Here is a 22,713-nt window from a genome sequence, read left to right on the forward strand (position 1 = left end):
TCAGACCTCCTTCAGGTCAGAGGAAGCAGGCAGGTCAAAGGTAAAGGTCGTGCCCTCGCTTTCGACAGAATGAAAGTTCAGGCGTCCCCCATGCAGCTCGATGATCGTATGTGACAGATTGAGCCCGAGGCCAGAGCCAACCAGCAGCGATGCGTTGCCCGCACGGAAAAAACGCTCGAAGATCCGATTTTGATCCGCTGCCGGAATACCGATTCCGTGATCACTGATCGCGCAGCAGCACCGCCGTTCCGCGCACCAGCTGCGGATGCGGATCACGGTCAGATCGTCGGAATATTTGATTGCATTCGAGATAAGATTCAGCGCGACCTGCTCGATCAGCGCCGGGTCGCAATCACAAACCAAAGGGTCGGACGCAAGATCAAGCTCGATTCGGCGATGGGGCTCGAATTCGGCGTTGAAGGCGGCGGCAGAACGCAGGATCTCATTGAGATCATGCGGCTTACGCGAAATCGCCACATCGCCGCCGTCGAGCTTTGCGACGCGGGTGACGCTGGTGACCAATTGGTTCAGCCTCTGCGTCGCCGAGCGGATGCGCCGCGCCTTTTCGGCGATTTCGGCGGTGGTGAACTTCTCGGGCCGTCGGATCAGGCGCTGCGCAACCATGTCAATGATCGCAAGCGGGGTTCGAAACTGATGCGAGACGGTGGTGATGAAGCTGCGATAAACCTCTTTGGCATGGCGCTCGGTCGCCAAAGCCGCATTGAGCTTGTCGGTGCGTTTGCTCACCAGATCTTCGAGATGGATCTTGTGCTGGCGCAGCTCTTCGCCTGCGCGTTCGGTCGCCCGCATCGTCAGGACCAGCCGCCAGGACAGGAAGGCGCCCGCCAGAAGCGTGCCAACCAGAGCGGCCATGATCAGATACATGCTCTGGCGTTCCTCTTGCCATTGCGCGACCCGTTCATTCTGCTCACCGATCATCGTTTGATTGGCGAGTTCGCCCATATCCGAAAGAATCGGCCGCAAGATGGCGCGCGCTTGGTTCAGATCGACCGCAGAGGGCGATGGCGCCGCGTCGATCAGAGCCGCCAATGCGTCGACGCGGCGGGCATTTTCCTCGATGCGCGATGTCGCGCCAAGATGGGTAACCCAGGCGGCCTGAGGCGGCTCTTTCAGCAGGGTGATGCGGCTGTAAAGGATATCGAGGCGAAGCCGGATCTCATCATCCGTGGCCAGATGCAGCTTTGCACCGACCAAGGCCTCTTGAAGCCGCAAAGCCTCGCGCTCGGCCTGATAGATTGCCCAGAGCATGTTCTCGCCGACCTTGGTCGTGATCCGGTGCTGGATTTCGACAAGCTGGACGAAAGCGTAGAGGAACAGCAGGACAAAGCCACAGATCGCCGCCCCGGTGGGCAGGAAGTAGCTTTTCCCTCTCATCGGCCGGGCGACCTCATTTCACGATGACGCTGCGCAATTGCCAGATCCAGCGGTAATCGTAGAGCGCGTCTTTCAGCTCGGGATAGGTGTCGCGCGGATAGACGAGCCAATAGGGGCCCTTGTCACGCCGCGACATCGGCACGCCGTTGATCTTGCGCGCGACCATGGCGTCGTAGTGATAGATATCCTCGATCGGGATATTGATGCGGTAGTCATTCAGCGCGAGCGTATCGACCGTGTGACGTTGCATCGCCGCTTTGTCATCGCCAACCGCGGCCAGCAAATCGCGCATCAGCACCCCGTCGAAGGTCTGGGCAGTGTCGGTCCAGGTCGTATTGGTCACGATCTGGTGTTGCGGCAGCTGGTTGAACTCTTCTTCCGAAAAGTCGTGCTGGACGCCATCGGTTCCGGTTACCGATAAAATGACCTCCAGCGGGGTGTGGTCATCCTCTTGTGCCTGGGCCGGGCTTGTTGGCCCCGTCGCCATAACAATCAAAGATATAGCGCATAGAAGAACCGCCAGACGCGTCCAGAAAGGGGCCGCTTTATCCTGAGCAGAGTTATGCAAGGCAGAACACTCCAACAACCGACATCTTCACTCACATAAAGGTTTCTATTCGTTTTTACAGCAGGGCTATTCCCGAGTTCGGGGGAATGTTGCGGTCAAGATAACTTGTATAAGTATAGGTCCTGCGAGAGGTGGTGAGGCGCGGGCTCAAACTGGGGTCGGCGCTGGTTATTTTGGGGCAGGTTAAGTGGTTTCCGCCCCTCGCACGTTGAAATGAGGAAGACTTGTGCTGAAAGGCTAATGGGGCTTGCTCCCGGACGCATCCTCAATTTCGTGAAAATTATCAGGAAATTTGTCTGATAAGTCAGGAACGGGCCTTGTTCGGCCCATCCAAAGCGGGCTGTCAAAGCGCGTTTTGCCGCGTGTGCTCGCGGGCGCGGTGGTCAGAGACCTGAGCCAGCGCGCCGCGCCGCGGCGCAAAATCCGAGGCGATCTTGCAGATTTAGATCAATTGATTCGTCAATTCAGACGGGGATCCGAGCGTTTGGGCTCGGCCGTCACCGGCCTCAGCTTTCTTCCTCGAACTTGGCGCATTCCTCGCACAGCGGCAGCCCGTCGCGTGCAGCGGCAAGCAGCGTCGGCACCTGCGCGCCACCGGTGCCGCCGGTGATGACTTGGCCCTTCAGCCAGATCGTCGGCGCCTCGAGTGTGATCCCGGTTGCATCGATGGTGATCTTGCCGCCGGGGCCCTTGATCTGCATCTTCTCGAAGGCCATCAGCGTATGGACGCGGGTGTTGTTGGTGATCGACTTGCCGACATCCAGCGTGTAGCGCCCCAGCACCTCGCCCTCGAAATTCCGCCCGGCTTCATAGAGATGATCCGCGAAGATCGTCTGTTTGTGGATATTGCCGACGCGGTGGATGTGATCCTTGCCGTAGTTTTCCTGCTGGTTGCGGCCGACCTGATAATACATGTCCTGACCGATGGTCTCGCGGTGGTCATTGCCGACCGAGATCGCCTTGTCATGACCGATGGATTCGCTTTGGTTGTTGCCCACGGCCTTGGCACGGTCGTGACCGATCGAATGGCTTTCGTCTTGCTCGATCACGGTGTTGTGGTCGCGTTGCGCGTGCAGGAAAATCTCTTCGCGGCCCGACTGATCCTCGAAACGCAGCTCGTTATAGCCGGTGCCCTCATGGGTGTCGGTGCGAAAGGTGCTGACCGTCTTATTGGCGGGCAGATCGTAGGGAACGTTGTTCTTGCCGTTATAGACGCAACCGGTGACGAGCGGCTTGTCGGGATCGCCTTCGAGGAATTCGACCACGACCTCCATGCCGATGCGGGGGATGACCATGCCGCCCCAGCCCGCGCCCGCCCAGTTCTGCGACACGCGGCAGCGCATCGAATAGGCGTCCTTCAGATCCCAGTGGAACCGCACGAGGATGCGGCCGAATTCGTCGCAATCGATCTCGCCATCGCCGACCACCATCGCGGTCTGCGGGCCCTGAACCACGGGCACGGCAGTGCGGCGCGGCGGCGTCATTGGCGCCGAGGCCGGCATCATCGTCCAGGCGCCGTTGAAGGCATAGCCGTCGCTTGCCGGCGAGCCCGATCCATAGGCCTCGCTCAGGAAATGATAGCTCGAAGAGAGCACGAGATAGGTCTCGCCCGTGCCCGGCACCGGATCGCCCGAGAGCGAGACCTGCATCCCCGATCCCAGCGAGATGCAATCGCCCGCCGCACGGTGGCGCTTGTCGCCGCCGCGTTCGCCGTCATTGCGCAGCCCGACCACGGTCTTGCCGCGCCCGCGATCGAGATAATCGCCGGGATAGTCGAAGCTTTCGATCTTGCCCTGTGCATGGGCGGCATCGCCCTGCCGGTCGACCTCCATCGCGGCAAGCGGGGTCTTGAAGTTGAAATCGGTCAGGCGCACCGCGCCGGTGGTGATGTTCCTTTCCGGAGCCCATTCCCAGAAATGTTCGCCCTCGGCCTGGTGATGGGCATCGAAGGGTTTGAATTCGCGCGCGCCGACATTCGGATGGCTGGAGACATCATCGGTCAGAACGAGGGTATGGCTGCCCTCGGCATGGCGGAAGAAGAAGGAGATCCCGTGCCGCTCCATCTGGCGCCGGGCGAAATCGAGGTCGGATTCGCGATACTGGACAGTATATTCCAGCACCGGATAATCGCCGGTTAACGCGAAATCGAAAGCCGGATCGCCAAGCGAGGCATAATCGGCGAAAAGCTCCTGCAGGATTTGCGTCACGGTTTTATTGTGGAAAATCCGCTGGTTGCGCCGACGCCCCGCGAGCCAAAACCACGGGCGCAGCGTCAGATCATAGCGATGCCCGTTCTCGCCCGAGCCGATCCAGCGCGCTTGCGTGACGATGCCGTCGAAATGGCGCGCGCCCTCGCGGCCCTCGATGGTGACGCTGGCATGGGTGCCCATGAGGCTGTCGAAATCGAGGTCACGCTCGGCGGACAGGGCCTCGACGCGGTATTCGAAGAGCTCGCTCAGGTGGTCCGACCCGTCAAAGCGCAAGAGAACCAGAACATCCGGGCCTAAAACCGTCGTCAGATGCCCGAGACGGTCAGTTTGGCGCAAGCTCGTTGACATAAAAACACCGGTAAACACAAAGGACTTGAAGAAATGCTAGGGTATTTAGACAAAACAGGCAAGATTTTGCCACCGGAAATTGCCCGATTTCCCGAAGGTGTGCCTTCGGGTGACATCGGGTTTCCAAAAATGCGGTGAGATCAGGGGGTTGGTGGATCGTTTGGCTGCGCGTCGACGGTTTTGAGCTGCTGATGCTCGAAATAAGCCACGGTCAGAAGGCCGATCGCCAACGGAATCAGGAAGTAGCAGAGCCGGAAGACCAGCAGCGCGGCGAGCACGGTCTCTGGCGGAAACTCAGGCAAAGCGGTGATGACCGCAAGCTCAAAGACCCCGATTCCCCCCGGAGCGTGGGACAAAAGCGCCAGCGTGAAGCCCACGACAAAGACGCCCAGCACCACGAAATAGCCGGGGTTGCCCAGAGCCGGCAAAGCGAAATAGAGGATGCCGCCTGCGAAAAACAGCTCGACCGGGGCCACCACCACCTGCTTCAGCGCGATCGACAGGCTGGGGTAAGAGATGCGGAAGTTGCGGATTATGAGATCGGGCAGCTTCAAGGCGCTGCCAATCAGGTAAAAAATCACCAGCGCCAGCAGGCCAAAGGCGATCCAGCGCACGGTCGGCCCAGAGAGCAGGGTTGAGAAACGGTCGTCGAGCGCAGGCACCAAGAGGTAAAGCGCGCCCAAAAGCATCATCACCCCAAGCGCGAAGGTGAGCGAGCAGAAGGTGGCGAGGACCCCCACCTCGGCCGCACTGAGCCCTTTGGTCGAATAGGCGCGGTAGCGGATCACCGCGCCGGTGAAGGCCGAGGCTCCGAGCGTATGCGAAAGCGCGTAGCTCGACAGCGAACAGAGCGCGATGAAGAGATAGCCGACCTTTTTATGCAGATGCTGAAGCGCCAGCCCGTCATAGGCCGCAAGGATCAGATAGCAGCCAAGCGTGCAGATCAGGATCATCAGCCAATGCTGCGAGGGAATCGCCCGCAGATCCAGCCAGAGCACATGCCAAGACATGCCCCGGAGCTCTTTCGTCAGCAGCCAGAACGAGATCGAGATCGCGGTCAGGCCGATAACCGGCCAGAGAAACCGCTTCCACCTGCTAGAATTGCCGCATTGACCTGCCACTTTGCCTCGTCTTCCTGTCGCGCTTTTCCTGACGCGGGCCGAGACCGGCCTTGCGGCAGGCCCGGCGTGCCGGGATAGGATCAGCATTCCGAGGCGGGGGCAATGCGCCGAAGGGCGCAGACTTTCCCGAGTTGAAATGCCGACATCCGTTCTGTTCGGTCGCATACTGCGCGCGGGTCGGAAGGTCGAGGGGTTTCCTTGATCGCGCGAACGCTCTGTGCTGGTGCGCGTTAAGGTTGCGCCGTTGCCACTGTGTCACAATCTGCGGCAAGCTGTCACAGCAGATGTTGTCTTTCCCCGAGCCATCGGAGATTGCTCGGAGGCAGATATCCGAATTGTGCGTTGTTTGCGTGACCGGGATTCTCTCTCGGTGGAACCGCAGGCAAAGCTGCCCGTTGCCTCATACCAGTGACGTTCGAATCTCTGCGCTGGGTATTTCGGGCCGTCAGGAAGAACTATGAATAAGAAACTGATTATCATCGGTGCGGTGGCTGTCGCGGCGGGCGTCGGCATGTGGTTCTGGTGGCAGCATTCCAAGCTGCATCCGTCGACGGACGACGCCTATCTGACCGCCGATATGATCACGATTTCTCCGCAGATCGGCGGGCGCGTGCTTTTGGTCGATGTGACCGAAAACCAGCGCGTCACAGCCGGGGACGCGCTTTTCACGATCGACGACACGCCGGTTCAAGCCGCGGTCTCGGCGGCGCAGGCCAAGCTTGATATCGCGCTGCAAGGCAGCGGCGTGACTGGCGCCGACATCAGCCAGGCCGAGGCGCGGCTTGCGGGCGCGCGGGCGGGGCTTTCAAATGCCCAGCTGACCTATGACCGGCAGGTTACGCTGTTTCGCAAGGGCGATGTCGCCAAAGCCGCGCGCGATCTGGCGCAGGCCCAGCTCGATCAGGCTGCGGCCGAGGTCAAGGCCGCCGAAGCGGCGCTGAAGGCCGCGCAGGATCAGCACGGCTCGAGCGGCGATGAAAACGCGCAGGTGCGCGCCGCTCAGGCCGCACTCGATCAGGAAAAGATCTCGCTTGGCTATACCCGGGTCACCGCGCCCGCCTCGGGTTGGGTATCGAACCTGACCTTGCGGCCGGGGCAGGTCGTCGATACCGGACAGGGGCTCTTCACGCTGGTCGAGGACAGCAGCTGGTGGATCGTCGCGAATTTCAAGGAAACCGATCTGGACCGCATCCGCCCGGGCCAGCCCGCATCAATCGAGATCGACATGTATCCCGGCCTTAAGCTTAAGGGCCATGTCGAGAGCATTGGCGCGGGCTCGGGGTCGAGCTTTTCGATTCTGCCGCCCGAGAATGCGAGCGGGAACTGGGTGAAAGTGACGCAACGTTTCCCGGTCCGCGTGCGGTTGGATGAAGTGCCGACCGATCCCGCCTTCCAACTGCGCACCGGCGCCTCGACCACGGTCACGGTCGATACGACGCAGAGCGGTGGTGCGGCCCCGCAGACCCAGCCCACGACCGCCCCCGCCCCTGGGGCGGGCCAACCGGCCCAATCGGCGGTCGCCGGGGCTGGTCAGGCAGGCGCGGCAGAGCCCGCCGCAGCGGCGGCGAAGCCGGGCCAAGCCGAATGACCGAAACCAGCCCGGTCAAATGGGGCGTGGTGCTGGCGGTCGTGATGACCGCCATTCTCGAGGTGCTCGACAGCACCATCGTGAACGTCGCGCTGCCCCATATGAAGGCGGCTTTCGGCATTACCTCGGACCAGACTGTCTGGATTTTGACGAGCTATATCGTCTCGGCGGTGGCGGCGATGCCGCTGACCGGGCTGATGGCGCGCCGCTATGGTCGCCGTCGCCTGATCATGACCGCGATCATCGGCTTTACCGTGTCTTCGGCCTTGTGCGGCGCCTCGATCAGCATTGGCATGATGGTGGCCTGCCGCATCCTGCAAGGCCTGTTCGGCGCCTTCCTGATCCCGCTGTCGCAGTCGATTCTGTTTGACAGCTTCCCGGTGGAAAAACGCGGGCAGGCGATGGCGCTGTTCGGACTTGGCGTGATCGTCGCACCGATCCTTGGCCCGACCGTCGGCGCAATCTTGACCGAGCATTTCAGCTGGCGCGCGGTCTTTTACGTCAATATCCCGGTCGCGGTTCTGGCGCTGCTGATGATGGCAGGCGGTCTGCCGAAGGAGGATCCGAAGCCCGCGCCGATCGACTGGACCGGGCTGATCCTGATGGTGCTGGCAGTGGGCGGCCTGCAGATGATGCTCGACATGGGCGAAAGCAAGGACTGGTTTTCCTCGCATTTCATTCAGGTCTCGCTGCTGGTCTTCGTTTTCGCCGGGGCCGCCTTTCTGGCGCATAGCCTTGGCAACAAGCACAGCGTCGTCGATCTGAAGCTCTTCGCCGACCGCAGCTTCGCCGCCGCGAATATTGCGATGATGGGCTTTGGTCTGGCGATGTTCGGCACGATCGCGATCCTGCCTCTGTTCGTGCAGGGGCTTTTGGATTTCGACGTGCTGACGGCGGGTTATCTTTTCATGCCGCGCGGGCTGGCCGCCGGGGTCACTATGGTCGTGACCGGCTCGATCCTCCTTAAAAAATTCGACCCGCGTTTGCTGGTGGCCTGCGGGCTGGTGATGACCGGGCTTGGCAATATCATGCTGGCGCGGGAAAATCTCTTCTCGGGCTTTTGGGATCTCGCTTGGCCCGGGGCGGTTTCCGGTGTCGGCATGGGCCTTTTCTTCGTGCCGATGTCGACGGTGGCCTTCCAGAAGATCTCGCGCGAACGGCAGGACGAAGCCTCGGGCCTTTACGGCGTGGTGCGTCAGATTGGCAGCTCGATCGGGATTGCGATTGCGGGTTGGCAGGTCTCATCGCGGACCCAGATCCACTGGCACGATCTCACCGCCCATATCACCGAGGTCAATCCGACCGTGCAGCATTGGGCCGAGGTCCACGGCATCCCGCTTCTCAGCCCGGCGGCGGCGGGGCAGTTGACCCAGATCGTCGCGGCGCAGGCGCAGATGCTGGCCTTCAAGGACGTCTTCCTGCTGACCGGCTGGGGCGCTTTCGCGATGCTGCCGGTGGTGTTGCTGATGGAGCGTCCGCATCTGGGGCAGGGCGCCCCGGCTGCCGCGCATTGATCGGCCCGCGCGACGCTCGGCTGTGGCTCGCGCGCCGCCTTGGCGTGACATCTGGCTGCGCTGGAACAGAGCCCCTTGCGGCGCGGCGCGGTTTCGCCATGCTCGGGGGACAGAGCGGGAGCATCTGCCGCGGGCCGAACGGGCAGGCAAGGAAGAGGAGCGGCTTTTGATCGTGATCGTCCTGAAGATCCTGCTCTGGACCGTGGTCGCTCTGGTTGCGGCCATTCTGGTGGCCCGGTTGATCTTTCGCCTGCCCTCGATCGCGGGCCGCCCCTTCGAGGCCGCCATTCCCGCCGATGAAACCACCCGGCTTGGGCGCGAGATGTTCGCGGGAATGCGCACCCATCCGGGTCTGAGCGGCTTCATCCCGCTGATGAGCGGCCATGACGCTTTGGGCAGCCGACTTGAGCTGGCGCATCGGGCCGAGCGTTCAATCGACGTGCAATATTACATCTGGCACGACGACACGTCTGGACGGCTGCTGCTGAAGGCGCTGCATGATGCGGCCTTGCGCGGCGTCCGGGTGCGGCTATTGCTCGACGACAACGGAATCCCGGGGCTCGATGACACGCTTTATGCGCTGAACGCGCTCGAGCATTTCGAGGTCCGGCTGTTCAATCCCTCGACCATTCGGCGTCCGAAATATGCAGGCTATGCGTTCGATCTTTTGCGCATGAACCGGCGGATGCACAACAAATCCTATCTGGTTGATGGGGCGCTGGCGATCATTGGCGGGCGCAACATTGGCGATGAGTACTTTCAGGTCGGGGACGCCGATTTTTATCTCGACCTCGATGTCATCGCGATTGGCCCGATCGTCGCCGAGACGGCAGAGGCCTTTGACGCCTATTGGAATTGCAGCTCGGTCTTCGCGCTCGAACAGATCGTGCGCAAGGTCAAGGATCCGGATGCATTGCGCGAAACCCTGACGACCTCGGCCAGCACGCCCGAGGCGCAGAAGGTGGTGGGCGAGCTGACCACCAGCGCCGAGCGGCTGAACCGGCACAGCATCACCCCGGATTGGACCGAGATCCGGCTGGTCGTAGATGATCCGATCAAGGGCACCGGCGGGGCCAAGCGCAAGCATCTGATGGTCACCCATCTCGATCAGATTCTGGGCGGCGTCGAAAGCGAGCTTAATCTGGTCTCGGCCTATTTCGTGCCGGGAACGGGCGGGCTGCGGCTGTTTTCAAGTCTCGCGCGGACGCGGCGCGTGCGGATCCTGACCAATGCGCTTGATACGACTGATGTGCTGATGGTCCATGCCGGTTATACGAAATACCGCCGCCGTCTGCTCAAGGCCGGGGTCGAGCTTTTCGAGCTGAAGCTGCGCGCGGGCAAGGTGCGCGGCGACGAGGAAATCAAGCGCTTCGGTCTTTCGGGCGCAAGTCTTCACGCCAAAACCTTTGCCATCGACCAGAAACGCGTGTTCATCGGCTCGTTCAACTTTGACCCACGCTCGGCGCTTCTGAATTGCGAAATGGGCTTTATGATCGAAAGCCCGGTGCTGGCCAAAATGACCACGGCGGCCTTTGACGGCGCGCTGGAGGTCATGTGCTACAAGCCCCAGCTCAGTGTCGAAGAGCGCCTTGTCTGGACCGAGAAAAAGCACGACGGCAAGGTTGCGATCTATCAGCAAGAGCCCGGCTCGACGCTTTATGATCAGGCGGCGATTGTCGTGATCGGTGTTTTGCCGATCGAATGGTTGCTCTAGGGCCAATCAGGCACAGGTCAAAGCCCCGGATTGACGCCGCAGAGTGTGACCTCTCGCACTGATGATCCGGAGATTTCGGCACCGATTCTGGGATAATTTCCCGAACTGGCTGAGATCATCTCAAAATCTCGGGATTTTTTCCTGTACTCCGACATCAAAGAGCAAAACATGCTCTGGAACGCACCTTTTTTGGAATGGCGGGACGGCGGAACTCGGGCGTAGTTTATACACGACCATATAGGGCGTGATTAAGCCCTGCCGACCCGGGAACTCCCTGAGGCCTTGCGCCGCGGAGCCGTGCAGAAAGGACGTTGAGATGAGCAGAAAGATCCGCCTTGGCGCATTCCTTCCCGGCGGCGGGCAGCATGTTGCGGCGTGGCGCCATCCGGGCTCCCCCTCGGATGGCGCGACCAATCTGGCCTTTCACATCGAACTGGCCAAGACCGCCGAAAAGGGCCTGTTCGATGCCTATTTCCTCGCCGACGGCCTTTCCGCGGGCTTTGCGGGGGGCCGGGAGGGCGGCAGTGCCAAGGCGGCGGGCTTCGAGCCGGTGACGCTCTTTGCGGCGCTGTCGGCCCATACGAAGCGCCTCGGCTTTATCGCGACGGCCTCGACGACCTATGAAGAGCCCTATCAATTGGCGCGCAAATTCGCCTCGCTCGATCTGGTGACGGGGGGCCGCGCGGGCTGGAATGTCGTGACCTCGACCGGCGACGAGACCGCGCGCAACTTTAGCCGCGATACGCAGCTGCCCCATGCCGAACGCTACGCCCGGGCGCGTGAACATGTCGATGTCGTGCGCCAGCTCTGGGACAGTTGGGAGGACGATGCCTTCCTGCGCGACAAGGAAAGCGGGCAGTTTTTCGACCGCGACCGCGTCCATGAGATCAATTACGAGGGCGAATATTTCAAGGTTCGCGGCCCGCTGAACACGCCGCGTCCGCCGCAGGGCCATCCGGTGGTGGTGCAGGCCGGTGCCTCGGAGGACGGTCGCGATCTGGCTGCGGCCACCGCCGAAGTAATCTTCACCGCGCATCAGAACCTCTCTTCGGCGCAGGAATTCTATCGCGACATCAAGGCCCGCGCCGCAGCAAAAGGCCGTGATCCGCGCGAGATTCTGGTCATGCCCGGGGTTGCGCCCTTCATCGGTCGCACTCTGGGCGAGGCGCAGGCGAAATATGACCGGCTGACCTCGCTGATCCTGCCCGAAGAGGGGCTGGCGCTTCTCAATGGGCTCGCGGGCGGCACGCTTGATCTGACCGGCTATCCGCTGGACGGCCCCCTGCCGCCGCAGGATGTGACCGAGGGCAACAAGAGCCGTCAGGTCCTTATCCGCGAGATCGCCGACCGCCATGGCTTCACCATCCGCCAGCTTTATCAATATGTTGCAACCGCTCGCGGGCATCTGACGCTGATCGGCACGCCCAAGACCATCGTCGATACGCTTGAGGAATGGTTCACCTCTGACGCGGCTGACGGCTTCAATATCCTGCCGCCGTGGCTGCCGGCCGGGCTCGAGGATTTCGTGGGCCTGATCGTGCCGGAATTGCAGCGACGTGGGCTCTTCCGCACCGAATACGAGGGGCGGACGCTGCGCGAAAACCTTGGGCTCGCCCGGCCCGAGAATCCCTGGACCCGCGCTCGCAGCGCGCTTGCGGCAGAGTGAGAGACAGCGATGACGCTCCAAACGACCAATCCGCTTGACCTGAGCACGCTTCGCACGCTGCCGCGCCCGAGTTCGCGCCGCATGGCCGCGGTCGTGCGCGCGACGCTGGCCCGCTATGGCATCATTCTCGCGGCCTTGCTGCTGTGGGAGGTGACGGCGCGGCTGGGTTGGATCAACACCGCCGTTTTCCCCGCCCCTTCGACGATTGTCGCGGCAATGGGCGTGGCGATCGACAAGGGCATCGTGCAACGCGATCTGGCGATTTCGCTGCAACGCTCTGGTCTGGCCTTTGGCGCGGCGGTTCTGGTCTCGATCCCGCTCGGGCTGGTCATGGGCACGCTGCACCGCCTTGAGCGCGTGCTCGACCCGGTGCTGCAGCTCTTTCGCCAATTGTCGGCGCTGGCGCTTTACCCGGTCTTCATTCTGCTGCTCGGCCTTGGCGAGACCTCGAAGGTTTTCGTGATCTTCTGGGGCACCGCCTTTCCGCTGCTTCTGGCGACGATTGGCGGGGTCAAGGAGGTCGATCACAAGTTGGTCGAAATGGCGCGCAGCTATGGCGCGAACCGGGTGCAGATCTTCCGCCGGGTGATCCTGCCCGCCGCGCTGCCCCAGATCTTCGTCGGGCTGCGGCTATCTGCGACGACCGCGCTTTTGATGCTGATCGCCTCTGAAATGATCGGCGCGAACAGCGGTGTCGGCTTTCAGGTGATGAATGCCCAATACAATTTCCAGATCGGCCTGATGTTTGGCTATATCGGCCTGCTCGCCCTTCTGGGTCTGGCCGCCAATGGCTTGATCGTCGCGCTTCAGCGCCACCTCTGCCGCTGGAACACCAAGGCCAATTACTGACCCCCTTTCCCCAGATAACGGATCCGAGCATGTTTTTGCGCAATGTGACACGTCATGCGGCCGCTCTGGCTGCTGTAACCTTCGCCGCTCTGGCGAGCCCCGCCTTGGCCGAAGACCCCGCGACCTTCCGCGTCTTCGCCTCACGAGGCGGCATCGAGCCCCATCTTCTCGCCGAAAAGCTGGGCTATTACGACGGCACCCCGGTCCGGCTTGAGCATATCGGCTATAGCAGCGGCGGCCCGGAATCGCTGATGGCGGTGGCGGGCGGCAGCGGCGATGTCGGCTCGGCGGCGACGGCGGCGGTGCTGAACTCGATCGCGGCGGGCAATGATTTCGTGCTGGCCTATCCCAGCAACGGCATCAATGAAAACTCGCAAAGCCACTTCTATGTCCTTGAAAACAGCCCGATCAAGGCGATCGCTGATCTGAAGGGCAAGACGATTGCGGTGAATACGCTTGGCGCGCATCTCGATTATACGGTGCGCGAGGCTTTGGCGCAGAACGGGTTGAAGCCTTCGGATGTGAACCTCGTCGTCGTGCCGGGCCCCCAGCTCGAGCAGGTCTTGCGCGCGGGTCAGGTCGATGTCTCGGCGGTCGGCTATTGGCAGACGACCTTCGACGGCAAGCTGCTCGCCACCGGCGGCGTGCGCGAGGTCTTTAACGACACCGATGTTCTGGGCAATATCGCGGGCGGTTTCATCGTTCTGAGCAAGAAATTCACCCAAGAGCATCCCGAGGCGACCCGCGCTTTTGTCGATGGCGCGATCCGGGCCGCAGATTGGTCGCGCGAGCATCCCGAAGAGGCCAAGAAGGTCTTTGCCGAGATCCTTGAAGCCCGCAGCGAGCCGGGCGAGCTGGCGCAATACTGGCGCGGTTTCGGCCTGCGTCCGGGCGCGGTTGCCGAGAAACACGACCTCTCCTTCTGGATCGAACGGCTTGAAGCCGAGGGCTCGGTCCCGAAGGGCAAGCTTGATGCCGATGCCTTGCTGGCGGCCTCGCCCGCAGCAGCGGCGAAATCCTGACATGCTGATGGACCCGGAGACCACCATGCTGGACCTGAGCGGCTTTGTTGCAGAAGTCCCCAGGGAGCAGGATTCACACGGGGAATCCATGGGGTTAATGGTCTGAGATGACGAGACCTGATCCTGCCCGCTATCGGACGAATAACTGGAAGAGTTACAACGAGGCCCTGAAGCGGCGCGGTTCCCTGCTGATCTGGTTGGACAAAGACATGACGTGGCTTGCGCCGAAGGCCGGTGGCAATGGCCGACCGCCGGTGTTCAGCGATGCATCTGTCCAGTTTTGTTTGATGGTGAAGGTTCTGTTCGGGCTCCCACTTCGCCAGACGACCGGGATGGTGGCAAGCATTCTGTCGATGGCCGGTCTGGACTGGCCGGTGCCTGACTTTTCGACCCTGAGCCGTCGGCAGAAGCGCATCACGGTGCAAATATCGAACCGCCGTGCGTCCGGTCCGCTCAACCTGCTTGTTGACAGCACCGGAATAAAGTTCCTCGGGGATGGGGAGTGGCTTGCGCGTAAGCACGGCACGCAGCGTCGGCGCCAATATCGCAAGGTTCATTTGGCGATGGATACGGCCACCGGCGACATCCGTGCAGTAGAGTTCACCTCGAGCGACAAGGGCGACAGCCCCGTTCTGCCCCACCTGCTGGACCAGATCCCTGCCGATGAACAGATCGGCACCGTGACCGGCGATGGCGCTTTTGACACAAGGCGATGCCATAGCGCGATCCTCGAGCGCGGTGGAACGGCGATCATACCCATCCGCAAGAACGGGCGGCGATGGCGGGAGAACTGTCCCGCCGCCAGGGCCCGCAACGAGATCCTCAAGGCGACACAACGCCTGGGGCGGGCAGTCTGGAAACGCTGGTCAGGATATCACGCCCGAAGCCGGATCGAGGCCAAGATGAGGTGTCTCAAGTCGTTCGGGGAACGCATTGCATCACGCGACCCGGATCGCCAAACCGCCGAGGTCCAGATCCGCGTAGCACTCATGAACCGCTTCAATGCACTCGGCACTGCCGAGATTGAACGCGTGGCCTGAACCCAACGGGGAAAGGGGCGCGTCTGGCCGCAGCCGGACTTCTGCAACAATGCCGACCTGAGCCGCCACCAATCGGCCCTGCGCATCCGCGATCTGAGCAAGAGCTTCGAGATCAACGGCGAGCGGCTTGAGGTGCTGCGCAACCTCGATCTCGACATCGAGCCGGGCGAAATTCTGGCGATCGTCGGCGCCTCGGGCTCGGGCAAAACCACGCTGCTGCGGGTTCTGGCTGGGCTGGAGGAGGCCGACAGCGGCAGCATCAGCATCGACGGCGATCCGGTTTCGGGCGTTGGTCCGGGCCGCGCCGTGATCTTTCAAGAGCCACGGCTGCTGCCCTGGCTGACCGTGCTCGACAATGTGGCCTTCGGGCTTGAGATGCAGGGCCGCACCAAGCTTGCCGCGCGCCGCTATGCGGAAAGCTATCTGCGGCTGGTCGGGCTTGGCGATTTTTCCGCGGCCTATCCGGCGCAGCTTTCGGGCGGCATGGCCCAGAGGGTCGGGATCGCCCGCGCGCTGGCGGTCCAGCCCGGCATCTTGCTGCTCGACGAGCCTTTCGGGGCGCTGGATGCGATGACCAAGATCACCATGCAGGAGGAACTGGCGGGGATCTGGCAGCGCGAGGGCGTGACCATGGTTCTCGTGACCCATGACCTCGAAGAGGCGATCTATCTGGCCGACCGAGTGCTGGTCCTGTCCCATCAGAAAGGCGGCGCGCCGCGCATACTGGAAAACCCGCTGCCGCGCCCGCGCGAACGCGCCGAAACCGGCTTTGTGCGGCTGCGCGAGCGGCTCATGCGCGAATTCGGCCTGCATTGAGCTCTGGCCGGGCGCGGTTTATTTGTCGAAACTGCCAAGCTTCTTGAAATCGATCCGTTCGAGCACCGGGCGCATCTTGTCAAAGCTCATGCCCTCGGCCTGAACCAGCACGCGATTGGCCAGCATGGCCGTGACCGTGTCATTCTGATCGAGCAGCGCCACCCCGTTCAAATCCACGACCTTTCCCAGCAGGGCCATCAGCTTCGGATCGCCATAGGCATTGCTTTGGGTGCCCGCGACGGGATTGTCGGCGGAATAGGTCAGGGTGAAGGCATCGCTGTCACCATTGACATAGGTCGCCTCGATCGAGGGCCCGCTCAGCAGCGTCGCGGCGGCGGTCGCACTGTCGTCCGTGCCGGTTTCGGTGATCTGGCGAGACCAGCCAGAGGGCGCGTCGGGTAGTGCCGCGCGCAGCTTTGCGGTTTCGATGCGGCGCAGCTCTGTGCTCGCGGTGATCAGGCTGGCGCCGGTCGCGGCGAGATCGCCCGAGCGATAGGCGCTTTGCGCGGCGTTCAAGGCATCGCTGACCGGATCGGCGCTGCCTGCGCAGGGCAGGGCCAGACTGAGCGGGATCATCAGGCAAGTGGCAAGGCGGAGATGAAAGCTCATGGCATTCTCCTTGCGGGCGCGTCGCTGTGGGCCGATCTGACGGGACGGCCCTCAGGCGTGGGATGAACTCGCAACGGCCCCGCAGGGTTCAATCACGTCGCGGCGATGCAGCGGCGAAATCGGCGGGCAGGGGATGGGACAGTACATCAAGCCCCTCGACCGCGCGCTCTTCGACCGTCCAGCCGAGCCGCTCGTAATAGGCCGAGATCGGGTTTTCCGCGCAAAGATACAGCCGCGCAGCGCCGCTGGCTTTGGCATGGGCCAGAGCCGCGCCGATCAAAGCCGCCCCGATCCCACGCCCGCGTGCCTCGGGCTCGACCCAAAGCGCGGCGAGCCACGGTGTCAGCGCCGGGCGGGCCTCGAGATCATTGGCAATGACCGAAACCGTGCCGAGAAAGCGCCCCTCGGTCAGAGCGACCAGTGTCGAGGGGATCGCCGCCTCGCCCATCGACAGGCGCGTCAGCGCGGTAACATCGGCCAGAGCATGACCATCGGCCTTCCACCAGGCTTGCCAGATCCGGTCGGCGACATCTGCCGCCTGCTCGGGGCAGTCGCGCAGATCGAGGATCTGCCAGGCGGGAGCTGTGGGATCGGTCATTCGTTGGGATCTTTCGGGGCAGGGCCAGCCAGCAGCCCGGCCAAGCCGCCTGCTGCGTCAAGCCGGCGCAGGGTGAATTCATAGGCCGCCGCCTCTTGAGCGCGGACGCTTTTCCAGTCGAGCAACCCCATGCCCGGCACCGAAGGCGGCATCAGCAGCAGGTCGTCGGGATGGGCGGGCTGGCGGAGTGTGCGGCTGCTGGTGACCATCATTGCGCGGCCGACGACCTCCATGATCTTCGGGAAATCCGTCGCGGAATGGCGGCGCAGCACGATCTGCCCGGCCAAACGGCGGCGCGAAGGCAGGTTCTCATAGGCGCTGCGCACGCGCCAATCTTCGTCCGGCGATAGGATCACCGCGATATTCGGGCCGGGTTTCAGCTGCCGCATGACCGCAGTCGGCACGTTGTCGATGATCGCGCCATCAACCAGCACATCGCCGGTTTCGGTGACAAAGGGCGGCAGCACGGCCGGGATCGCGGCTGAGGCGCGCACGGCCTGCCAGCACAGGCCTTGACGCAGCACGACGATCTCATTCGTCGACAGGCTGGTCGCGACTGCGAAGGCGTTGAGCGGGAGGTCTTCGAGGCGGTTCTTGCCGAATTCGACGCGCAATTCAGTGTCGAAATGGCTGTGATCGAAAACGCTGTAGAGCGGGATGTTCAGCTTGCTGAGCGAGCGCCGCTTGAGGAAAAACTCCTCGAACACGTCGAGCTTGCCCGCCATGACCGGGTTGCGCGCCATTTCAATCGCGATTGACGAGCCGATGCTGGTGCCGCCGAAAAGGTCAAAGACCGCGCCCGCATCAAACAGCGCACGCAGGACACCGATATGACCCGCGCCAAGCGCCCCGCCGCCGCCAAAGACGGCGCCAAGTGCGGTGCCGTTGAGAAAGCGCACGAGCCGCGCGAGATCGCCCGGATTGTCCAGCGCCAGATGGTGATGGAGATGCGGCGCGCGCGGGCCAAGCCAATTCGCCGTCTCGCGGATGGGGTCGCTCTGGCTTTCGCGCCAAAGCAGCAGGCTCACATGCTCTTGTCGGAAAAGCGGCAGGGCGAAGGTTTCGAGCGCGCCAAGCGCGACCGGTCCGGCGTGGCCTTCATCGGCGGCACCGATCAAAAGCAGGAAATCGCATTGGCTGAGCGCGGTGCGGTCCCAATCGGCATTGCCCTCGCCCGTGATGAGCAAAAGCCGCCCCTGCGCGCGCTCGCGCATCGCGAGCCAGTCCGAAACTGCGGCGGATTGGCTTGGATCGCGGTCGGCGGGCAGGTCGCGAAAGCCGATTGGCGCTGCATGGCCCGACTGACCCAGCGCCGCGCAGAGCTGGCGCACCAGACGTTCAGGCATCGGGGTCGCGCCCGCCTGACAGATGCCGATGGTCCCGGGCGCGCGTGGTGCCAGCGCGGGTGCGGTCGAGGTTGCCGCCGCCAGCCTGCGCCCGAAACTGCGCAGGATCGCCTGCGTGAAGGCTGGGACGCGCCGCGACAGCTCGGCATAGGCATCGCGGTCGAGCGACATGACATCGCTGTCGCGAGTCGCGGTGACATCTGCGGTGCGGGTCAGCCCGGCGAAGAAGGCAATCTCGCCGATGGGCTCACCCGGGCCGATCTCGGCCAGCACGCGACTGCGGTCGCGCAGCACCTCGAATTTGCCGCGCAAGACGAAATAGACGCAATCGGCAGGTTCGCCTTGATGGACCAGCACCTTCCCGCGCGGCACCCGCAGGATCTGGGCCATCTGCAAGACCAGCCCGCGATCCTCGGGCGAGAGATCGCGCAGCAGTTCTTGCGCTGAGGGGGGAAGCTCGGAACTGGAAAGGGTCATCACATCCGCGGAATTGAGGGGCAGGCAGCAAGAAAACGGCAAGGTGGTCAGGCTGAACCAAACGGATCAGTCAGTGCAGCAAAGCCCGTGGGGCGCAGGTCGTCACAGCGAAGGGGTTGCGTCGTCGTTGGTGATCCGGCGTTCTCATCTCCGCAATATGTCAGAGTTTAGGATGAGGTTTAAGCCAAGGAAATCAAACTGTGTTAAACTCTCCGACAGAAGCTGGCGATGGCGCGGAACTGTGATCTTCCAGACGCAAACCCTCGGGTGCGGATGGCCCGCACAGCACACTTTCCCCGGGAAAACTAACTTTGTAGGGGCTGCCGGGGTCAAATGCTTTGGTCCTCGGCCCAAAGTCGCCTACACAAGCCCGAAGATGACGAATCTCAGATGCGGGTAAACCGCTTGACTGAGCGAGGGACGGACGAGTGACAGGCAAGAGCAGATCTGACGCGGGCGGGTATTTTTCTGGCCTGATGACGCGTGCGGGTCTGGCTGCGGGCGTCATGTTTGCGGGCTTCGCCGCGCCCGCGCCGCTTTTGGCCGAGCAGGTCAATTTGCAGCGTTACAACATTGCCCCGGACGCCCCCGGTGCCCTGGTCGCGCCGCTGGAACAGCGCCGGCGCGCGCTGCTCAAGCGGATGCAGGCCGATCCCGGCGATCTCGATGCGGCCTTTGCCTATGCGCAGGCCTCGGCGCGGCTTGGTGATCTTGAGGGCGCGATTGCGACCTATGAGCGGATGTTGATCCGGGTCCCGAACACGCCGCGGCTGCAGCTCGAGTTGGGCGCGCTCTATTTCCGGCTGGGCGCGTTTGACAATTCGCGCGCCTATTTCCAGCAGGTGCTGGCCCGGCCCGACACGCCGCCCGAGGTGCGCAACAATATCTCGACCTTCATGCTGGCGATGAACGGCAGCCGCAAGAAGGGCGGGGTGACCGGCCAACTCACCTATGGCCTGCGCCATCAAAGCAATGCCAATGCCGGGCCGAACAATCCGGTCGTGAACCTGATGGGCCGTGATTTCGTGCTCGACGATCTGGCGCGGGGGCGCCCGGATACCAGCGCGGTGCTGGGCCTGACGCTTGGCTATCTTCAGCCTTTGTCCTATCGCGGCGTCGCGATGCAATACAGCCTCGATGTCAATGCCACTGAATTCCGCGAGCGCACCGACATCTCGACCGAGGATGTCGAGATCCGGCTGGGTCCGGTCTTCCTGCTTGATCGCTATGGCATCAAGGGCGGCCGGCTGTCGGTCGCGGCGACGCTGGGTGGCGGGCGGTTGGGCGATGCGCCGAATTATCTCAGCTATGGGCTGAGCGTCGGCTATCAGATGCCGCTTTCGCGCAAAAGCGGGCTGCGTCTGGCCTTTGATTACCGTGATGAAGATTACCGCGCGACAGCCAAGCGCCCGCTGTCCAATCTGCTCTCGGGAGAGCGCTATCGTCTGACCGGCATGATCACGCGCCAGCTTGGGCAAAATCTGCAGGGCTTTATCGGCGCGGGCCTCGAGCGGCGCACGGCCGAGCGCGATTACACCGCCTATTGGGAGGGCAGCACGCAATTCGGTCTGTCCTATCGCTATACCGCGCCCTTCAAGGTGACCGAGCGGCCTTGGACGCTGACGCTGCTTGGCCGGGTCTCGCGCCGGGTGAATGATGCGCCCAACCCGATTGTCAGCAGCACGGAAAAGCAGAAGGGGAACGATTATTACCTTCAGCTGATCCAGAATGTGCCGCTCAACGACAAGGTCGGGTTGCAGGTCTATGGTGGCTATCGCTCGGTCCGTTCGAATTACGACATCCGCACCTTCCATGATGCCTCGGTCGGGGTATCCGTGATCCACAACTTCTGAGGTGAACCGATGAGAACCTCCCGTCTTCTCGCGGCCTCTGTCGCCGCGGCGCTGAGTTCAGGCCCGGTTCTGGCGCAGGATGTCGGCGTGACCTCGGCGATCAATCCCGATGCGAAATCGCGGATGGAGGGCGGCGCCTCGACGTTGGTGCGGCTGGGTCAGACGGTGATTCACAACGAGATCTTCGATACCGACAGCGCCGGGATCGTGCAGATCCTGCTGGCGGATGGCACGAATTTCACGGTCGGCCCGAATTCCTCGCTCAAGATCGACAATTTCGTCTATGACCCAACCGCCGATACGGCGAGCGTTGCCGCAAGCGCCTCGCGCGGGGTATTCCGCTTCATCGGCGGCGCGGCGAGCAAGGGCGATGGCAAGGCCGAGGTGACAACGCCGGTGGGCGTCGCGGGCATCCGCGGCGCGATCGTCGATTTCAACCTGACGCCCGCGGACGACATGCCGGCCCATATCACGCTGGTCTTCGGCGAAGAGGTCACGCTGCGCCTGCCAAACGGTGAAATCCTGAGCCTGAGCCTGCCCGGGACCTCGATCATCTTCAGCCCCAACGAGCCGCCCCGGATCGGATGGGCGCCCGACAGCTGGGCTGCAACCCAGAACATGGTCTTCACCAACAGCCAGCAACAGCAGGGCCTGCGCGCGCCCTTGACGGAGCTTGAGGCCGCGCTGATCCGCAGCGGTCTCGGCCCGGTTCCGCTGCCGCCGCCTGCTGGCTGGGGCAATCGTCCCGGGGATGAGGAAGACCTCGCCAATCAGAGCAACCAGCCGGGAGATCAGGCCCGCGAGGACAATACGCTGGTGAATCTGCCGGACCATCTCGTGCCGACGGTTCCAACCGGCCCGACCGGACCCACGGGTCCGACCGATCCTACGGGGCCGACTGGCCCAACCGATCCAACCGGACCCACTGGGCCAACCGGCCCGACTGACCCAACAGGCCCCACCGGGCCAACGGGTCCCACCGATCCCACCGGCCCGACGGGTCCGACTGGACCAACCGATCCGACCGGCCCCACGGGACCGACGGGGCCCACCGATCCCACTGGACCAACGGGTCCGACTGGTCCGACCGATCCTACGGGACCGACCGGTCCAACAGAGCCGACGCTCCCGACCGAGCCGACCTTTCCGACGAACCCGACCTTTCCAACCGATCCGACGGGCCCGACAGAGCCGCCTCCGTCCGGGCGGACCTTCACGGGCACCTATCAGGGTTATTCCAGCGGGTTGACCACCGCCTTTGGTCCGTTGAGCGGCACGACTGGGCAGGTGCGTTTCACCTTCAACCCGCAGGAGCGCACGCTCAACGGCTCGATCACTCCGGGCAGTTGGTACGGTGACCAGCAGTCATTCGACTTTTCCGATGCGGAATCGTTTTATTCCTCGGATAGCCGTTTCGGCGCGAGGAAGCCGGCAGGTTCGGGGCAGCAGGGCAGTGTGACGACGGCGATCCGCCAAGACCGGCTGTGCGACTGCGCGTTCATGGCTTGGGGCGTCTGGGCGGCGACCGGGCCGACCGGCAGCACCAATCACGATCCGGTCGAGAACGGCTATTGGGCGGTTGGCCGGTTCACCGATCCCGCCGATATTCCGACCACTGGCAGCGCAACCTATAGCGGCCATGCGGTCGGGAACTCGGTGCAGGACGGGCAGGTGCGAGAGGTCACCGGCGATATGACGGCAGGCGTCGATTTCGCTACGGGCCGGGGCAACGTCCAGATCACGAATTTCGATGGCCGCGACTTTGGAACCGGCAATATTCCCATGACGCCGCAGGGCGGAACCCATGGCAATGGCTTTATCGGAGAGGCGCAGGGCCCGGGCGGCATCAACGGGCATCTCGAGGGCGGTTTCGTTGATAACGGCCAAATTCCGGCTGGCGGAATTCTCGGCGGCTTCGATGTCCATGACGGGTCGGGATGGTCCGGGTCGGGCATTTTCGGCGGCGGGCGTGACTGACG

Annotated in this window: 17 protein-coding genes; 10 read left to right on the forward strand and 7 right to left on the reverse strand. The window is 62.9% G+C overall.

Annotation, left to right across the window (positions count from 1 at the left end; all coding sequences use genetic code 11):
* The 4 genes from JCM7686_RS20470 to JCM7686_RS20485 all read right to left on the reverse strand — a co-directional run bounded on the left by JCM7686_RS20470 (nucleotide 1) and on the right by JCM7686_RS20485 (nucleotide 5,642).
* A complete protein-coding gene (locus JCM7686_RS20470; protein ID WP_020952920.1) occupies nucleotides 1–1,395 on the reverse strand; it encodes a sensor histidine kinase in 1,395 nt (464 codons plus the stop codon).
* 13 nt (nucleotides 1,396–1,408) lie between these two features.
* Nucleotides 1,409–1,882 carry a molybdopterin-dependent oxidoreductase gene (locus JCM7686_RS20475; RefSeq protein ID WP_020952921.1) on the reverse strand — a complete coding sequence of 158 codons (474 nt, stop codon included), beginning with the start codon at nucleotides 1,880–1,882 and terminating at the stop codon, nucleotides 1,409–1,411.
* A 587-nt stretch (nucleotides 1,883–2,469) separates the two neighbouring features.
* Nucleotides 2,470–4,521, reverse strand: a complete 2,052-nt coding sequence (locus JCM7686_RS20480; protein ID WP_020952922.1) for a type VI secretion system Vgr family protein — start codon at nucleotides 4,519–4,521, stop codon at nucleotides 2,470–2,472.
* Nucleotides 4,522–4,661: 140 nt separating this feature from the next.
* On the reverse strand, nucleotides 4,662–5,642 hold the full coding sequence (locus tag JCM7686_RS20485) for a lysylphosphatidylglycerol synthase domain-containing protein (protein WP_020952923.1): 981 nt from the start codon (nucleotides 5,640–5,642) through the stop codon (nucleotides 4,662–4,664).
* Nucleotides 5,643–6,099: 457 nt separating this feature from the next.
* Here JCM7686_RS20485 and JCM7686_RS20490 point away from each other — a divergent pair, with 457 nt between their 5' ends.
* The 8 genes from JCM7686_RS20490 (at nucleotide 6,100) to JCM7686_RS20525 (ending at nucleotide 15,851) form a co-directional block, all read left to right on the forward strand.
* Entirely contained in the window at nucleotides 6,100–7,230 is a 1,131-nt protein-coding gene (locus tag JCM7686_RS20490) for an HlyD family secretion protein (protein WP_020952924.1), read from the forward strand.
* Nucleotides 7,227–8,744 (forward strand): DHA2 family efflux MFS transporter permease subunit, encoded by a 1,518-nt coding sequence (locus JCM7686_RS20495; RefSeq protein WP_020952925.1) that lies wholly within the window; start codon nucleotides 7,227–7,229, stop codon nucleotides 8,742–8,744. The genes JCM7686_RS20490 and JCM7686_RS20495 overlap by 4 nt, the downstream gene beginning before the upstream one ends.
* A 172-nt stretch (nucleotides 8,745–8,916) precedes the next feature.
* Entirely contained in the window at nucleotides 8,917–10,458 is a 1,542-nt protein-coding gene (locus JCM7686_RS20500; RefSeq protein WP_020952926.1) for a phospholipase D family protein, read from the forward strand.
* Between the two features lie 316 nt (nucleotides 10,459–10,774).
* On the forward strand, nucleotides 10,775–12,124 hold the full coding sequence (locus JCM7686_RS20505) for an LLM class flavin-dependent oxidoreductase (RefSeq protein ID WP_020952927.1): 1,350 nt from the start codon (nucleotides 10,775–10,777) through the stop codon (nucleotides 12,122–12,124).
* 9 nt (nucleotides 12,125–12,133) lie between these two features.
* Entirely contained in the window at nucleotides 12,134–12,973 is an 840-nt protein-coding gene (locus tag JCM7686_RS20510) for an ABC transporter permease (RefSeq protein ID WP_020952928.1), read from the forward strand.
* Nucleotides 12,974–13,002: 29 nt separating this feature from the next.
* Nucleotides 13,003–13,995: an ABC transporter substrate-binding protein gene (locus tag JCM7686_RS20515; protein WP_020952929.1), complete on the forward strand. Its 993-nt coding sequence runs from the start codon at nucleotides 13,003–13,005 to the stop codon at nucleotides 13,993–13,995.
* A gap of 107 nt (nucleotides 13,996–14,102) precedes the next feature.
* On the forward strand, nucleotides 14,103–15,035 hold the full coding sequence (locus JCM7686_RS20520; protein ID WP_020952554.1) for an IS5-like element ISPam2 family transposase: 933 nt from the start codon (nucleotides 14,103–14,105) through the stop codon (nucleotides 15,033–15,035).
* A gap of 78 nt (nucleotides 15,036–15,113) precedes the next feature.
* Nucleotides 15,114–15,851: an ABC transporter ATP-binding protein gene (locus JCM7686_RS20525; RefSeq protein ID WP_041528291.1), complete on the forward strand. Its 738-nt coding sequence runs from the start codon at nucleotides 15,114–15,116 to the stop codon at nucleotides 15,849–15,851.
* 18 nt (nucleotides 15,852–15,869) lie between these two features.
* On the opposite strand, the gene JCM7686_RS20530 is transcribed toward JCM7686_RS20525, so the two are convergent.
* The 3 genes from JCM7686_RS20530 to JCM7686_RS20540 all read right to left on the reverse strand — a co-directional run bounded on the left by JCM7686_RS20530 (nucleotide 15,870) and on the right by JCM7686_RS20540 (nucleotide 18,881).
* Entirely contained in the window at nucleotides 15,870–16,460 is a 591-nt protein-coding gene (locus JCM7686_RS20530) for a hypothetical protein (RefSeq protein ID WP_020952931.1), read from the reverse strand.
* Between the two features lie 88 nt (nucleotides 16,461–16,548).
* Entirely contained in the window at nucleotides 16,549–17,058 is a 510-nt protein-coding gene (locus tag JCM7686_RS20535) for a GNAT family N-acetyltransferase (RefSeq protein ID WP_020952932.1), read from the reverse strand.
* The gene (locus tag JCM7686_RS20540) at nucleotides 17,055–18,881 is read right to left on the reverse strand and encodes a patatin-like phospholipase family protein (RefSeq protein ID WP_020952933.1); all 1,827 of its coding nucleotides are present in this window, start codon (nucleotides 18,879–18,881) and stop codon (nucleotides 17,055–17,057) included. The genes JCM7686_RS20535 and JCM7686_RS20540 overlap by 4 nt, the downstream gene beginning before the upstream one ends.
* 428 nt (nucleotides 18,882–19,309) lie before the next feature.
* On the opposite strand from JCM7686_RS20540, the gene JCM7686_RS20545 reads away from it, so the two are divergent.
* Nucleotides 19,310–20,734 carry a tetratricopeptide repeat protein gene (locus JCM7686_RS20545; protein WP_020952934.1) on the forward strand — a complete coding sequence of 475 codons (1,425 nt, stop codon included), beginning with the start codon at nucleotides 19,310–19,312 and terminating at the stop codon, nucleotides 20,732–20,734.
* Nucleotides 20,735–20,743: 9 nt separating this feature from the next.
* Nucleotides 20,744–22,711, forward strand: coding sequence for a FecR domain-containing protein (locus JCM7686_RS24185; RefSeq protein WP_020952935.1), 1,968 nt, complete (start codon nucleotides 20,744–20,746; stop codon nucleotides 22,709–22,711).
* Nucleotides 22,712–22,713 lie beyond the last annotated feature (2 nt).

It is taken from the genome of Paracoccus aminophilus JCM 7686 (assembly GCF_000444995.1).
Classification (GTDB): Bacteria; Pseudomonadota; Alphaproteobacteria; order Rhodobacterales; family Rhodobacteraceae; genus Paracoccus; species Paracoccus aminophilus.

Bases quoted from the DNA above. Each gene is read 5' to 3' on its own strand.
- JCM7686_RS20530 (WP_020952931.1), bottom strand. From the start codon at position 16,460: ATGAGCTTTCATCTCCGCCTTGCCACTTGCCTGATGATCCCGCTCAGT.
- JCM7686_RS20495 (WP_020952925.1), top strand. From the start codon at position 7,227: ATGACCGAAACCAGCCCGGTCAAATGGGGCGTGGTGCTGGCGGTCGTG.
- JCM7686_RS20515 (WP_020952929.1), top strand. From the start codon at position 13,003: ATGTTTTTGCGCAATGTGACACGTCATGCGGCCGCTCTGGCTGCTGTA.
- JCM7686_RS20505 (WP_020952927.1), top strand. From the start codon at position 10,775: ATGAGCAGAAAGATCCGCCTTGGCGCATTCCTTCCCGGCGGCGGGCAG.
- JCM7686_RS20540 (WP_020952933.1), bottom strand. From the start codon at position 18,881: ATGACCCTTTCCAGTTCCGAGCTTCCCCCCTCAGCGCAAGAACTGCTG.
- JCM7686_RS20535 (WP_020952932.1), bottom strand. From the start codon at position 17,058: ATGACCGATCCCACAGCTCCCGCCTGGCAGATCCTCGATCTGCGCGAC.
- JCM7686_RS20520 (WP_020952554.1), top strand. From the start codon at position 14,103: ATGACGAGACCTGATCCTGCCCGCTATCGGACGAATAACTGGAAGAGT.
- JCM7686_RS20470 (WP_020952920.1), bottom strand. From the start codon at position 1,395: ATGAGAGGGAAAAGCTACTTCCTGCCCACCGGGGCGGCGATCTGTGGC.
- JCM7686_RS20490 (WP_020952924.1), top strand. From the start codon at position 6,100: ATGAATAAGAAACTGATTATCATCGGTGCGGTGGCTGTCGCGGCGGGC.
- JCM7686_RS20480 (WP_020952922.1), bottom strand. From the start codon at position 4,521: ATGTCAACGAGCTTGCGCCAAACTGACCGTCTCGGGCATCTGACGACG.
- JCM7686_RS20475 (WP_020952921.1), bottom strand. From the start codon at position 1,882: ATGGCGACGGGGCCAACAAGCCCGGCCCAGGCACAAGAGGATGACCAC.
- JCM7686_RS20510 (WP_020952928.1), top strand. From the start codon at position 12,134: ATGACGCTCCAAACGACCAATCCGCTTGACCTGAGCACGCTTCGCACG.
- JCM7686_RS24185 (WP_020952935.1), top strand. From the start codon at position 20,744: ATGAGAACCTCCCGTCTTCTCGCGGCCTCTGTCGCCGCGGCGCTGAGT.